The organism is Escherichia sp. MAL-1 (assembly GCF_052948035.1).
Genome location: NZ_CM129609.1, coordinates 351112 through 364423, shown reverse-complemented (window position 1 = coordinate 364423; position 13312 = coordinate 351112). Strand labels below are relative to the sequence as shown.

At 52.7% G+C, this 13312-nt stretch carries 12 protein-coding genes; 5 read left to right on the top strand and 7 right to left on the bottom strand.

What is annotated here, in order from left to right:
- Window positions 1-222: 222 nt before the first annotated feature.
- The 5 genes from hofQ to hofM are packed head-to-tail and all read right to left on the bottom strand — an operon-like array spanning window position 223 to window position 3509.
- Window positions 223-1461: a DNA uptake porin HofQ gene (gene hofQ / locus ACU8XX_RS01660; protein WP_000815984.1), complete on the bottom strand. Its 1239-nt coding sequence runs from the start codon at window positions 1459-1461 to the stop codon at window positions 223-225.
- Window positions 1373-1777, bottom strand: coding sequence for a DNA utilization protein HofP (hofP, locus tag ACU8XX_RS01655; RefSeq protein ID WP_001338740.1), 405 nt, complete (start codon window positions 1775-1777; stop codon window positions 1373-1375). Before hofP ends, hofQ begins: the two co-directional genes overlap by 89 nt.
- Window positions 1767-2207, bottom strand: coding sequence for a DNA utilization protein HofO (gene hofO, locus ACU8XX_RS01650; RefSeq protein ID WP_001055768.1), 441 nt, complete (start codon window positions 2205-2207; stop codon window positions 1767-1769). The genes hofP and hofO overlap by 11 nt, the downstream gene beginning before the upstream one ends.
- On the bottom strand, window positions 2191-2730 hold the full coding sequence (hofN, locus tag ACU8XX_RS01645) for a DNA utilization protein HofN (protein ID WP_001069320.1): 540 nt from the start codon (window positions 2728-2730) through the stop codon (window positions 2191-2193). The genes hofO and hofN overlap by 17 nt, the downstream gene beginning before the upstream one ends.
- Complete coding sequence (hofM, locus tag ACU8XX_RS01640; RefSeq protein WP_001338738.1) at window positions 2730-3509, bottom strand: DNA utilization protein HofM; 780 nt, start codon at window positions 3507-3509, stop codon at window positions 2730-2732. Before hofM ends, hofN begins: the two co-directional genes overlap by 1 nt.
- Window positions 3510-3628: 119 nt before the next feature.
- On the opposite strand from hofM, the gene mrcA reads away from it, so the two are divergent.
- Window positions 3629-6181 carry a peptidoglycan glycosyltransferase/peptidoglycan DD-transpeptidase MrcA gene (mrcA, locus tag ACU8XX_RS01635; protein WP_097466589.1) on the top strand — a complete coding sequence of 851 codons (2553 nt, stop codon included), beginning with the start codon at window positions 3629-3631 and terminating at the stop codon, window positions 6179-6181.
- 167 nt (window positions 6182-6348) lie between these two features.
- Here mrcA and nudE read toward each other — a convergent pair whose 3' ends face one another.
- Window positions 6349-6909, bottom strand: coding sequence for an ADP compounds hydrolase NudE (nudE, locus tag ACU8XX_RS01630; protein ID WP_000045744.1), 561 nt, complete (start codon window positions 6907-6909; stop codon window positions 6349-6351).
- A 319-nt stretch (window positions 6910-7228) separates the two neighbouring features.
- On the opposite strand from nudE, the gene igaA reads away from it, so the two are divergent.
- The 4 genes from igaA to hslO all read left to right on the top strand — a co-directional run bounded on the left by igaA (window position 7229) and on the right by hslO (window position 11412).
- Window positions 7229-9364 (top strand): intracellular growth attenuator protein IgaA, encoded by a 2136-nt coding sequence (gene igaA, locus ACU8XX_RS01625; RefSeq protein WP_000104525.1) that lies wholly within the window; start codon window positions 7229-7231, stop codon window positions 9362-9364.
- A 64-nt stretch (window positions 9365-9428) separates the two neighbouring features.
- Entirely contained in the window at window positions 9429-10097 is a 669-nt protein-coding gene (gene yrfG, locus ACU8XX_RS01620) for a GMP/IMP nucleotidase (protein WP_001300440.1), read from the top strand.
- Between the two features lie 10 nt (window positions 10098-10107).
- Window positions 10108-10509: a ribosome-associated heat shock protein Hsp15 gene (gene hslR, locus ACU8XX_RS01615; protein WP_089623908.1), complete on the top strand. Its 402-nt coding sequence runs from the start codon at window positions 10108-10110 to the stop codon at window positions 10507-10509.
- Window positions 10510-10533: 24 nt separating this feature from the next.
- Window positions 10534-11412, top strand: coding sequence for an Hsp33 family molecular chaperone HslO (gene hslO / locus ACU8XX_RS01610; RefSeq protein WP_001135574.1), 879 nt, complete (start codon window positions 10534-10536; stop codon window positions 11410-11412).
- 62 nt (window positions 11413-11474) lie between these two features.
- Here hslO and ACU8XX_RS01605 read toward each other — a convergent pair whose 3' ends face one another.
- Window positions 11475-13199: a DUF4153 domain-containing protein gene (locus ACU8XX_RS01605; RefSeq protein ID WP_000370879.1), complete on the bottom strand. Its 1725-nt coding sequence runs from the start codon at window positions 13197-13199 to the stop codon at window positions 11475-11477.
- Window positions 13200-13312 lie beyond the last annotated feature (113 nt).

Here is a 13312-nt window from a genome sequence, read left to right as displayed (position 1 = left end):
CAAGCGCGCTGCCTTGCTACCACCGCTCTGGCGATAAATCACCGGGTAAGATTAGCGTAAAAAAGACAGCAAAATGCCGCCTGAATGATAAATCATCATCATGGAACGCAGGCAGCGAAGAGCACCAACTCTCAAATCGGTACTCCTTGTATGCTAAATACCTGCGCGCGTCAAATAGATGAAACACGTTCAGCGTAAAAACATTACCGCTTTTACGGCTGTTTACTCACTGGAAACCAGTCGTGGCGTGATAAACACCACTAACTCGCGTCGTTCATCTTCTTTTCCGTCATGACGAAATAATTGCCCGAACAAGGGAATGTCGCCAAGCAACGGTACGCTATCCTGACCCGATTTATTTTTACGGGTAAAAATGCCGCCCAGCGCCAACGTTTCTCCGCTTTTGACCTCGACCTGCGTTTCGATCTCCTGCTTATCAATCGCCAGCACTTCGCCATCAGCCTGCTGTAGCACCTGCCCCGGAACGTTCTGGCTGATGTGTAATTTCAGCCGGATGCGACCTTTTTGTAACACCGTGGGCGTGACCTCCATCCCCAGGACGGCCTCTTTAAATTCCACCGACGTCGCGCCACTTTCCCCGCTGGAAACCTGATATGGAATTTCGCTCCCCTGTTTAATGCTGGCAGGCTGAAGATGTGAGGCCAGCAGACGCGGACTAGCGATAATATCCAGCTGCTGTTTTTGTTCGAGCGCAGAAAGCTCAAGATCCAGCAAACGTCCGTTGATGCGCCCAATGTTAAAACCGACATGCGTTGTCGCCGTCGCTACGGAGAGGTCGCTACCAAGCGTGGTGACTTGCCCAACGCCACCAGCGTGTTGCGCATCGGCCAGCGTCCATTTCACGCCTAACTCACGCAAACTTTTTTCATTAATGGTGACAATATGCGCCGACAGCTCAACCTGCCCGACCGGCAGATCCATTTGCGCTACCCACTGTTCCAGTGCGCTTAACGCCGTTTTGTTATCTCGTAGCAAAAGGCGATTGGTGCGTTTATCGACGGTCATACTCCCTTTGGCACTCAGTAGCTTCTCCCCCGCTTTCGCCAGTTCTCCCGCGTCGGCGTATTGCAGGGTTATACTGCGATTTTCCAGCGGCAGATTTGCCTGCGCCCGCGCCTGCTCCGCCTCCTGGCGGGCGATATTGTTATTCTGCCAGGCAATGGAATGCACTGAGAGAATGTTGCCCTCCTGGCGCGTTATCAGTCCGGCGCTTTTCACTACAGTTTGTAGTGCCTGCTTCCAGGGAACATCTGTTAGATGTAACGACACCGTACCGCTGACGTCTGGCGACACGACCAGGTTCAACTTCTCCTGTTCAGCCAGCGCCTGCAACACCTGAGCTACCGGAACGTCATCCACCATCAGCGTCACTTTTTGCGGCTTTGCCGCTTGTACGCCGGGTATCAGCATCAACAGTAGTGCGGCTATCCATTGCTTCATTTGTATCTCCTTGCCGTTGCCACAACCATTGTGGCGGTTCGCAGTTTGTCCCGGTTCCCAGCGTTAGTGCGTCTGGCGTCAGCTGTAAAATTGTCCAGCCGTTTTCCAGCACATCGTTTTGCTGCACCCGTCGCCATTTCTTTTGCCCGTCTTTTATTACACCGATGATGTGCTCGCCTCGCCCTACCATCCCCTGATAGCGCCACTGGCTAAGTTCGCTAATCCGGCATAGATCTTCCGGCGGTTTAAAAGGGTCACGCATACCGGTTAAAAGGCACAATGCAACACCTGCCAACAACCAGCGTTTAACCCTCATGCGGCGTCTCCAGTTGTAGCGTGAACAAAAGATCATCACCTTCCACGCTTAACGAAAAACGGCTCACGCTGACGTTGCGCTCTGCCAGCCGTGTAAATGCCGACGGCACTGCTTCCCACAGCGTTTTCAACGCCAACTCGCCTCCCTGCGCGGATGGATGCCAGGAAACCAGTTGCGCGCCGGATAACTGAAAATCCAGTGGCGAAAAGGGCAGCGTTTTTTCCTCGCTGAAGGGAGTGGTGTCTACCAGGCGATACAGTGCGGCCCACTGCTGGTGATGACTTGCCCGTAGTCGAATTAATGCGTCGCTCTCTTCCTGGTGTGTCGATGACAGAAAAATGAGCGTAACTAACATCAGCAACCAGACTGCCCAGCAAAGCTGGCGGAGACGGGGTGATGTGGCGAACCACCAGTCAAAGAACATGTTCATCGCTAACCTTCCTTGTTAACTGATACTCAAATTGCCAGCGTCCCTGCGCATCCTGCTGCGTGGCCCCCCGCTGATTGAGATGAAAAGAAGCATCCTGGCGGAGTGACGTTTCCAGTGCGTTTAACGCGGTAATGCTTGTTGTAAGCCCCTTGATCTCCAGCGTTCCCTGCTGCCAGCTTATCGTTGTCAGCCAGGCGTGCTCGGGTAAAAGCGCCGCCAGAGCTTCCAGCGCAGATTGCCAGTCGCGGGTAAATTGTCGCTGGCGCTGCCGTTGCAAACGCTGTTCGCGTAACTGCTGTTGCTCCAGCAAACGTGGTTTCGTTATCTGTAAGCTGTGGGCGAGTTGTTGTTCCCCCTGAAGCAAAACGGCGTCTATGCGCGCTTCGGCGCTGCCTGTCAGACGCAGTATTAGCGTTATCCCGACGGCCAGCAGCAGAGGCGCAACGAACATCAGCAACCAGAAACGCAGAAAAGCGGTCCGGCGTTGCTGTCGCCAGGGCAAAAAATTAATTGGCGGGTTCATCAGTACGCCTTCCCAAGCGCCAGCCCCAGCGCGATGGCAAAGTCTCCACCAGGCGGCGGTAGCGGCGGCTGACGAACAGAAACGGCCTCCCAGGGATCAAATCCGCCTTCGCCACATATCGCGACGCTGTCGGGATCAACGGATAACGCTGCCGCCAGCTCCTTCGCGCTAGTCATCCCTACCGCCAGTTTGCGCCCCCAGCTATAGCGCGTCGCCCACAGCCACTGTTCGTTATCACGCCAGGCCAGACATTGCTGATGAGAAGGTAAAAAAGGCAGGAATTGCTGTAATGCACTGGCATCCGGGGTGATCGCGCTCACATGAACACGCAACCTTTCTGCCAGAGTAAGTAGCGTTGCCAGCTCTTTGCTTTGCGCGGCAGTCACGTTATAAGCGGGGCTGAGTGAGTCTTCGCTGTAATCGAAGCGCAGGGAGTCCGGATCCATATCCAGCTCGCGGGCCATCGTCCCAGACAGCCAGGCCATTTGCTCCCGCTCACCGAGGGACATCGACGGGCGCGGAAATGACCGCTGTAATGTGCGACTGGCGGGAAACGCCAACATGATGTGATGGCGCTGCGGCAGTTCGCGACTCCACGGCAACAACGTTTTAGCCAGCCGCTGCGCATCAACAATCCGCCCATCTTTGATAATGTCGTGCGCCAACGGCAACCGCCACCAGCGTTGCAAAAAGCATTCTTTTGCGTCCCGCACGATCGCAACCGCTAACGCTTCTTGCTGTTGTAAATGCAAACCAATTTGCCAGATCTTAAATGCCATTGTGATGATCTCCTTATCACCCGTCACTCTGACGGGTATATCAATGCGTCTGGCTTGCCTTTATACTACCGCGCGTTTGTTTATAAACTGCCCAAATGAAACTAAATGGGAAATTTCCAGTGAAGTTCGTAAAGTATTTTTTGATCCTTGCAGTCTGTTGCATTCTGCTGGGAGCAGGCTCGATTTATGGCCTATACCGCTACATCGAGCCACAACTGCCGGATGTGGCGACATTAAAAGATGTTCGCCTGCAAATTCCGATGCAGATTTACAGCGCCGATGGCGAGCTGATTGCTCAATACGGTGAGAAACGTCGTATTCCGGTTACGTTGGATCAAATCCCACCGGAGATGGTGAAAGCCTTTATCGCGACAGAAGACAGCCGCTTCTACGAGCATCACGGCGTTGACCCGGTGGGGATCTTCCGTGCAGCAAGCGTGGCGCTGTTCTCCGGTCACGCGTCACAAGGGGCAAGTACCATTACCCAGCAGCTGGCGAGAAACTTCTTCCTCAGTCCAGAACGCACGCTGATGCGTAAGATTAAGGAAGTCTTCCTCGCGATTCGCATTGAACAGCTGCTGACGAAAGACGAGATCCTCGAGCTTTATCTGAACAAGATTTACCTTGGTTACCGCGCCTATGGTGTCGGTGCTGCGGCACAAGTCTATTTCGGAAAAACGGTCGACCAACTGACGCTGAACGAAATGGCGGTGATAGCCGGGCTGCCGAAAGCGCCTTCCACCTTCAACCCGCTCTACTCGATGGATCGTGCCGTCGCGCGGCGTAACGTCGTGCTGTCGCGGATGCTGGATGAAGGGTATATCACCCAACAACAGTTCGATCAGACACGCACTGAGGCGATTAACGCTAACTATCACGCGCCGGAGATTGCTTTCTCTGCGCCGTACCTGAGCGAAATGGTGCGCCAGGAGATGTATAACCGTTATGGCGAAAGTGCCTATGAAGACGGTTATCGCATTTACACCACCATCACCCGCAAAGTGCAGCAGGCCGCGCAGCAGGCGGTACGTAATAACGTGCTGGACTACGACATGCGCCACGGCTATCGCGGCCCGGCAAATGTGCTGTGGAAAGTGGGCGAGTCGGTGTGGGATAACAACAAGATTACCGATACGCTGAAGGCGCTGCCGACCTATGGTCCGCTGCTGCCTGCCGCAGTCACCAGCGCCAATCCTCAGGAAGCGACGGCAATGCTGGCGGACGGGTCGACTGTCGCATTGAGTATGGACGGCGTTCGCTGGGCGCGTCCTTACCGTTCGGATACTCAGCAGGGACCGACGCCGCGTAAAGTGACCGATGTTCTGCAAACGGGACAGCAAATCTGGGTTCGTCAGGTCGGCGATGCATGGTGGCTGGCACAAGTGCCGGAAGTGAACTCGGCGCTGGTGTCGATCAATCCGCAAAATGGTGCCGTTATGGCGCTGGTCGGTGGCTTTGATTTCAATCAGAGCAAGTTTAACCGCGCCACCCAGGCACTGCGTCAGGTGGGTTCCAACATCAAACCGTTCCTCTACACCGCGGCGATGGATAAAGGTCTGACGCTGGCAAGTATGTTGAACGATGTGCCAATTTCCCGCTGGGATGCAGGTGCCGGTTCTGACTGGCAGCCGAAGAACTCACCACCGCAGTATGCCGGTCCAATTCGCTTACGTCAGGGGCTGGGTCAGTCGAAAAACGTGGTGATGGTACGCGCAATGCGGGCGATGGGCGTCGACTACGCTGCAGAATATCTGCAACGCTTCGGCTTCCCGGCGCAAAACATTGTCCACACCGAATCGCTGGCGCTGGGTTCAGCGTCCTTTACCCCAATGCAGGTGGCGCGTGGCTACGCGGTCATGGCGAACGGCGGCTTCCTGGTGGACCCGTGGTTTATCAGCAAAATTGAAAACGATCAGGGCGGCGTGATTTTCGAAGCGAAACCGAAAGTAGCTTGCCCGGAATGTGATATTCCGGTGATTTACGGTGATACGCAGAAATCGAACGTGCTGGAAAATAACGATGTTGAAGATGTCGCTATCTCCCGCGAGCAGCAGAATGTTTCTGTACCAATGCCGCAGCTGGAGCAGGCTAATCAGGCGTTAGTGGCGAAGACTGGCGCGCAGGAGTACGCACCGCACGTCATCAACACTCCGCTGGCATTCCTGATTAAGAGTGCTTTGAACACCAATATCTTTGGTGAGCCAGGCTGGCAGGGTACCGGCTGGCGTGCAGGTCGTGATTTGCAGCGTCGCGATATCGGCGGGAAAACCGGTACCACTAACAGTTCGAAAGATGCGTGGTTCTCGGGTTACGGTCCGGGTGTTGTGACCTCGGTCTGGATTGGCTTTGATGATCACCGTCGTAATCTCGGTCATACAACGGCTTCCGGAGCGATTAAAGATCAGATCTCAGGTTACGAAGGCGGTGCCAAGAGTGCCCAGCCTGCATGGGACGCTTATATGAAAGCCGTTCTTGAAGGTGTGCCGGAGCAGCCGCTAACGCCGCCACCGGGTATTGTGACGGTGAATATCGATCGCAGCACCGGGCAGTTAGCTAATGGTGGCAACAGCCGCGAAGAGTATTTCATCGAAGGTACGCAGCCGACACAACAAGCGGTGCACGAGGTGGGTACGACCATTATCGATAATGGCGAAGCACAGGAATTGTTCTGATTAAAAAGGCGCTTCGGCGCCTTTTTCAGTTTGCTGACAAAGTGCACTTTGTTTATACCGGATACGGCGTGAACACTTTACCCGTCTAGCAACATCTAGAAAAATCAATATATTGCAGAAACTTCGTAAGCCTGATAAGCATTATGCATCAGGCGAACTTTACGCATTTACACTCGCCCCTGCCCTTTCAACCATTCGCGCACGAGGAACAGCGCGCTGACATTACGCGCTTCGTTGAAGTCAGGGTCTTCCAGCAAATCCATCATATGCGCCAGCGGCCAGCGCACCTGTGGTAGCGGCTCTGGCTCATCGCCTTCCAGTGATTCCGGGTAGAGATCTTGCGCTACCACGATATTCATTTTGCTGGAAAAATAAGACGGTGCCATGCTGAGCTTCTTCAAAAAAGTCAGATCGTTCGCACCAAATCCAACCTCTTCTTTTAGCTCGCGGTTAGCGGCTTCGTAGACGCTTTCACCCGGATCAATTAATCCTTTCGAAAAACCTAATTCGTAGGATTCAGTTCCCACTGCGTATTCGCGGATCAGGATCAGGTGATCGTCCACAATCGGCACAATCATCACTGCTTCCCGGTTGGTTGGACGCATTCGTTCATAAACACGCCGCACGCCATTGCTGAACTCCAGATCCACGCTCTCGACGGTAAACAGTCGGGAACGGGCTACAGTTTCAACATTCAGAATGGTGGGTTTTTGTAATGATTTGCTCATCGTGGGATCTATGCTGTGAAATCAGCGGTTATTGTGCGATATCGGACACGCTTTCGGCAATGTGAATTGCATGTTATTTACATTTATGTAACTTAATAAATAATCGTCCTCAAATCAAATTAAAAGTCAATAGGTTGAAATAACTCCAGGAATTTGCTGATATTCCGCCTTCAGAGGGTTTGCTATGATCAGCGGTTACTGTGATGTGCTTAATGATGCTCAAGTTAAACTCCACGCTTGCCGATAGCCAACCGCAGAATCATGTATTGTGTCCGGTGCGACTGACCACGCCTGACAGACTAAGTAAGATGGGGAAAGCATGAGCACCATTGTGATTTTTTTAGCTGCTTTGCTGGCCTGCTCACTACTTGCGGGATGGCTGATAAAAGTGCGATCCAGACGGCGTCAGCTGCCCTGGACCAACGCCTTCGCGGATGCGCAAACGCGTAAACTCACACCTGAAGAACGTAGCGCCGTTGAAAATTATCTTGAGAGCCTGACGCAGGTATTACAGGTGCCTGGCCCAACGGGAGCCAGCGCGGCACCGATCTCTCTGGCGCTGAATGCCGAAAGCAACAACGTCATGATGCTGACACACGCTATCACGCGTTACGGCATCTCTACCGACGATCCGAATAAATGGCGTTACTACCTCGATTCGGTAGAAGTCCACCTGCCCCCTTTCTGGGAACAGTACATCAACGATGAGAATACCGTTGAACTGATTCATACCGATTCGCTGCCGCTGGTTATTTCACTCAACGGTCATACGCTGCAGGAGTACATGCAGGAAACTCGCGGCTATGCCTTGCAACCTGTTCCGTCAACGCAGGCGTCGATTCGCGGGGAAGAGAGTGAGCAAATCGAGCTACTCAATATTCGCAAAGAAACGCATGAAGAATATGCGCTGAGTCGTCCGCGCGGGCTGCGTGAAGCGTTGCTGATCGTCGCCTCCTTCCTGATGTTCTTTTTCTGCCTGATTACCCCGGATGTATTTGTTCCGTGGCTGGCAGGCGGCGCGTTACTGCTGCTGGGCGCAGGTCTGTGGGGGCTATTCGCGCCCCCGGCAAAATCCTCCCTGCGGGAAATTCATTGTCTGCGCGGTACACCCCGTCGTTGGGGATTGTTTGGCGAAAACGATCAGGAACAGATCAACAATATTTCACTCGGTATTATCGACCTGGTCTATCCCGCACACTGGCAGCCATACATTGCTCAGGATCTCGGTCAACAAACCGATATCGATATCTATCTCGACCGCCATGTAGTGCGTCAGGGACGATATCTTTCGCTGCATGATGAAGTAAAAAACTTTCCGTTACAGCACTGGCTGCGCAGTACGATTATCGCTGCGGGCTCGCTGCTGGTGCTGTTTATGCTGTTATTCTGGATCCCGCTGGATATGCCGCTGAAATTCACTCTCTCATGGATGAAAGGCGCGCAGACCATTGAAGCCACCAGCGTAAAACAACTGGCTGACGCTGGCGTGCGGGTAGGCGATACATTGCGTATTAGCGGTACGGGAATGTGTAATATTCGCACTTCCGGAACCTGGAGCGCGAAAACCAATTCACCTTTTTTACCGTTTGACTGCTCGCAGATCATCTGGAACGACGCCCGCTCATTACCATTACCAGAATCTGAACTGGTCAACAAAGCGACGGCATTGACCGAAGCAGTTAATCGCCAGCTGCACCCTAAACCGGAAGATGAATCTCGCGTCAGTGCCTCATTACGTTCAGCGATTCAAAAATCCGGCATGGTATTGCTTGATGATTTTGGCGACATTGTACTGAAGACAGCGGATTTATGTTCTGCCAAAGATGACTGTGTGCGACTGAAAAATGCGCTGGTCAATCTCGGCAACAGTAAAGACTGGGACGCGCTGGTAAAACGCGCCAACACCGGGAAGCTCGATGGCGTGAATGTGTTATTACGCCCGGTGAGTGCGGAATCGCTGGATAACCTGGTGGCAACCTCCACCGCGCCGTTTATCACGCATGAAACGGCGCGAGCGGCACAATCACTAAACAGTCCGGCCCCCGGCGGATTCCTGATTGTCAGCGACGAAGGCAGCGATTTTGTTGATCAGCCCTGGCCTTCGGCATCACTTTACGACTACCCGCCGCAAGAACAGTGGAACGCTTTCCAGAAACTGGCACAAATGCTGATGCATACGCCGTTTAACGCCGAGGGTATCGTCACAAAAATCTTCACTGACGCCAATGGTACGCAGCATATTGGCCTTCATCCGATCCCGGATCGTTCCGGCCTGTGGCGCTATCTCAGCACCACATTGCTGCTACTGACGATGCTGGGTAGCGCCATTTACAATGGCGTACAGGCCTGGCGTCGTTACCAGCGTCATCGCACTCGCATGATGGAGATTCAGGCCTATTATGAAAGCTGCCTGAACCCGCAACTGATCACCCCTTCAGAAAGCCTTATCGAATAACACGTTTGCGCGGCAGGTTATGCTACCCTGTCGCGCAAATTGCTTCACTCTGGAGATTTCCCTCATGCATATCAACATTGCCTGGCAGGACGTAGATACCGTTCTGCTGGATATGGACGGCACGTTGCTCGACCTCGCCTTCGATAACTATTTCTGGCAAAAGCTGGTGCCTGAAACATGGGGCGCGAAAAACGGGGTTACGCCACAGGAAGCGATGGAATATATGCGCCAGCAATATCACGACGTACAGCATACGCTAAACTGGTACTGTCTTGATTACTGGAGTGAGCAACTGGGTCTGGATATCTGTGCGATGACCACCGAGATGGGACCGCGTGCCGTACTGCGTGAAGATACCATTCCGTTTCTTGAGGCACTGAAAGCCAGCGGTAAGCAGCGAATTTTGCTCACCAATGCGCATCCGCACAACCTGTCGGTAAAACTTGAGCATACGGGTCTGGACGCACACCTTGATTTATTACTTTCCACCCACACATTTGGTTATCCGAAAGAGGATCAGCGGTTATGGCATGCAGTGGCCGAAGCTACGGGTCTGAAAGCTGAAAGAACGCTGTTTATTGATGACAGCGAAGCGATTCTCGATGCTGCCGCGCAATTTGGTATTCGTTACTGCCTCGGCGTGACTAATCCTGATTCCGGGATTGCCGAGAAACAGTATCAACGCCATCCGTCACTGAATGACTACCGCCGCCTGATCCCCTCGCTAATGTGAAGGAGACGCCATGAAAGAAAAACCTGCTGTTGAGGTTCGACTGGATAAATGGCTATGGGCTGCCCGTTTTTATAAAACCCGCGCGCTGGCCCGTGAAATGATTGAAGGCGGTAAGGTGCATTACAACGGGCAGCGCAGCAAGCCGAGCAAAATCGTCGAGCTGAATGCCACGCTCACTCTGCGCCAGGGAAATGACGAACGCACGGTGATTGTAAAGGCGATTACTGAACAGCGTCGCCCCGCCAGCGAGGCAGCCTTGCTGTATGAAGAGACTGCGGAAAGTGTAGAGAAACGCAAAAAAATGGCGCTGGCACGTAAACTTAATGCCTTAACCATGCCGCACCCGGACCGACGCCCGGACAAAAAAGAGCGCCGCGACCTGTTACGATTTAAACACGGCGACAGTGAATAACTGTCACCTGCAAGAGAGATGATTATGCCGCAACATGACCAATTACATCGCTATCTGTTTGAAAACTTTGCCGTGCGCGGCGAACTGGTAACCGTTTCGGAAACCCTGCAACAGATCCTTGAGAACCACGATTATCCGCAGCCCGTTAAAAACGTGCTGGCAGAACTGCTGGTTGCGACCAGCCTGTTAACCGCTACGCTGAAGTTTGATGGTGATATCACCGTACAGCTGCAGGGCGACGGTCCGATGAATCTGGCGGTTATTAACGGTAACAATAACCAGCAGATGCGCGGTGTGGCGCGCGTGCAGGGCGAAATTCCAGAAAATGCCGACCTGAAAACGCTGGTCGGCAATGGTTACGTGGTGATCACCATTACCCCGAGCGAAGGCGAACGCTATCAGGGCGTAGTTGGTCTGGAAGGTGATACCCTGGCGGCCTGCCTGGAAGATTACTTTATGCGTTCTGAACAGCTGCCGACGCGCCTGTTTATTCGCACCGGCGACGTAGACGGCAAACCGGCTGCAGGCGGTATGTTGTTGCAGGTAATGCCTGCGCAAAATGCCCAGCAGGACGACTTTGACCACCTGGCGACGCTAACCGAAACCATCAAAACCGAAGAACTGCTGACCTTACCGGCAAACGAAGTGTTGTGGCGTTTGTATCACGAAGAAGAGGTGACGGTTTACGATCCGCAGGATGTGGAGTTCAAATGCACCTGCTCGCGTGAACGTTGCGCCGATGCGCTGAAAACGCTGCCTGATGAAGAAGTTGATAGCATCCTGGCGGAAGATGGCGAAATTGACATGCATTGTGATTACTGCGGTAACCACTATCTGTTCAATGCGATGGATATTGCTGAAATCCGCAACAACGCGTCTCCGGCAGATCCGCAAGTTCATTAATGAGTATGTCCGGCAGAGAGGGCTCTGCCGGATTTTACGACTAATACACCTGATGCGCTTTGTCACTCATTCAGATTCACATTCAGCCTTTCACCATCCACTACAAGATCGCGCCACGCTTTAGGCTTCGTCCCCAGTTTTCCATCCTTCGCAGCTGTGAGTAATTTTTCTTTCGTTATTTCGTTCGGAAGTAAACTCATATCAAGCGCGTCCCATTCTTTTCTGTCTGAGTCAAAGCCATAGACAATGACTCTGTCATCATTAAAAGCAAACAGGATCCGCTCCGCCTGACCATCACTATTCAGATCTTGCTCGACCAGGACGCAGGCGTCTTTTTCAATACAGGTCATCACGTTATAGCGATCCTGGATTAAGGCCGACCAGAATGTCGCATCAGGTTTAACAGAACCAGGGGCAATTAACACATTATCGGCTAATACTTTTTCCGATACCTGTTGCTGAAGATGTTGCTCTCCATCTAACGCCATCAGCAGATCCCGCGCGCGTTTCGGGTCTTTCATAAACCCGGCATCGCTTTTCAGCGACTCAAGCGCAGCACGTCCATAGCGACCGCTCTGCTCGAGCATGTAGATAGTTACCTGGTCTGACGTGTTTTTGCCGCTCTGATAACGCGCCATATGGCTGTTCACGCTAATGCGCATACTGTCCAGCACCGGCGAATTAAGAAGCACCAGTATCACCAACACCAATAACGAAACCGCAAGGTTCACTTTGCCCTGAAGAACAACGGGATTTTGCCCTTTACGCCAGACGATGCTGACAAAATACCCCAGCGACCACACCAGTAACACCAGCACCGCCAGCACGCCCTGCAAGCGGTCGACAGTCCAGCCGTACTGAGCGACCCGCAGCCATAACGCCCAGGCGGCGACGAACACATACAGCGGAGCAACCAGCAAAGCGGTTTTAATCAGGCAACGCAACGGCCCTGTCCAGGGAAGTGACGCTTTTTGCGGATCGCGGACAATAGCCATTAAGATCAATTGCAAAAAGGCCAGCGTCAACAGCAACCCGGCGGCGGAGATGTGGCGAGAAATCGCGCTCAGGCCCGTAAACGGCAGGGTGATGATAAACATCAGGGTTAGCAATGATACTAACGGCAGCAACCCCGTGGCGATTAACGTGAACAACTTTTGAATAGAGTCGATTAAACGTGACTGTGTTCGCGCGAGGATCACCGCCAGCGCGGTAACCAGACCTAACGTGAGATAAATAAACCAGTCGGTTGCAAAAAAGAGCGTATTGAAAAACGTGATGCCAACAAGTTTAAACAACTCACTCCACAGTAAAAGCACCAGCCACGTCAAGCCATTGGCGAGAAAAATCACCAGTAATATAAGTACGTTATGCCATACTGACTGGTAAAAATAGCGATAGCGGCTACTGTCATTGCGGATGCGAAGGCTTTGTTGTATCCACGGTAGCAACAACATTGCCATCAACAGCAGATAGCAACCAAAATCCCAAAGCGCCTTTTCAGCTCTCCAGGGGTTCATGCCATCAGTTTGCCACTTCAGCCAGCCGCTCATCCCCAGCGTGGCAATAAACACTAGCGCCAGCCATCCCCAAAGGCGCTTCTGTTTAAAAGAGATCACGGAGAAGAGTAAAACGGATGAAAACGCGACGGTCGCAGGCACGCCATAAACAATCCAACTGTGATTTTTTCCGGAAAGCCAGGCGATCAGCAGGTAGCAAACCAGACCCTGAAGTAATCCGGTAGCAATCATCCCCCAGCGTGTTGCGGGTGAAAGTTCAACGTTATCCATGTTGGTTATCCAGAATCAAAAGGTGGGTTAATTATCGCATCCGGGCAGTAGTATTTTGCTTTTTTCAGAAAATAATCAAAAAAAGTTAGCGTGGTGAATCGATACTTTACCGG

What these genes read in the sequence shown, in the direction of transcription:
- hofQ (WP_000815984.1), bottom strand. Translation starts at nt 1,461, where the DNA reads ATGAAGCAATGGATAGCCGCACTACTGTTGATGCTGATACCCGGCGTA.
- hofN (WP_001069320.1), bottom strand. Translation starts at nt 2,730, where the DNA reads ATGAACCCGCCAATTAATTTTTTGCCCTGGCGACAGCAACGCCGGACC.
- hofO (WP_001055768.1), bottom strand. Translation starts at nt 2,207, where the DNA reads ATGAACATGTTCTTTGACTGGTGGTTCGCCACATCACCCCGTCTCCGC.
- igaA (WP_000104525.1), top strand. Translation starts at nt 7,229, where the DNA reads ATGAGCACCATTGTGATTTTTTTAGCTGCTTTGCTGGCCTGCTCACTA.
- hofM (WP_001338738.1), bottom strand. Translation starts at nt 3,509, where the DNA reads ATGGCATTTAAGATCTGGCAAATTGGTTTGCATTTACAACAGCAAGAA.
- nudE (WP_000045744.1), bottom strand. Translation starts at nt 6,909, where the DNA reads ATGAGCAAATCATTACAAAAACCCACCATTCTGAATGTTGAAACTGTA.
- ACU8XX_RS01605 (WP_000370879.1), bottom strand. Translation starts at nt 13,199, where the DNA reads ATGGATAACGTTGAACTTTCACCCGCAACACGCTGGGGGATGATTGCT.
- yrfG (WP_001300440.1), top strand. Translation starts at nt 9,429, where the DNA reads ATGCATATCAACATTGCCTGGCAGGACGTAGATACCGTTCTGCTGGAT.
- hslR (WP_089623908.1), top strand. Translation starts at nt 10,108, where the DNA reads ATGAAAGAAAAACCTGCTGTTGAGGTTCGACTGGATAAATGGCTATGG.
- hofP (WP_001338740.1), bottom strand. Translation starts at nt 1,777, where the DNA reads ATGAGGGTTAAACGCTGGTTGTTGGCAGGTGTTGCATTGTGCCTTTTA.
- hslO (WP_001135574.1), top strand. Translation starts at nt 10,534, where the DNA reads ATGCCGCAACATGACCAATTACATCGCTATCTGTTTGAAAACTTTGCC.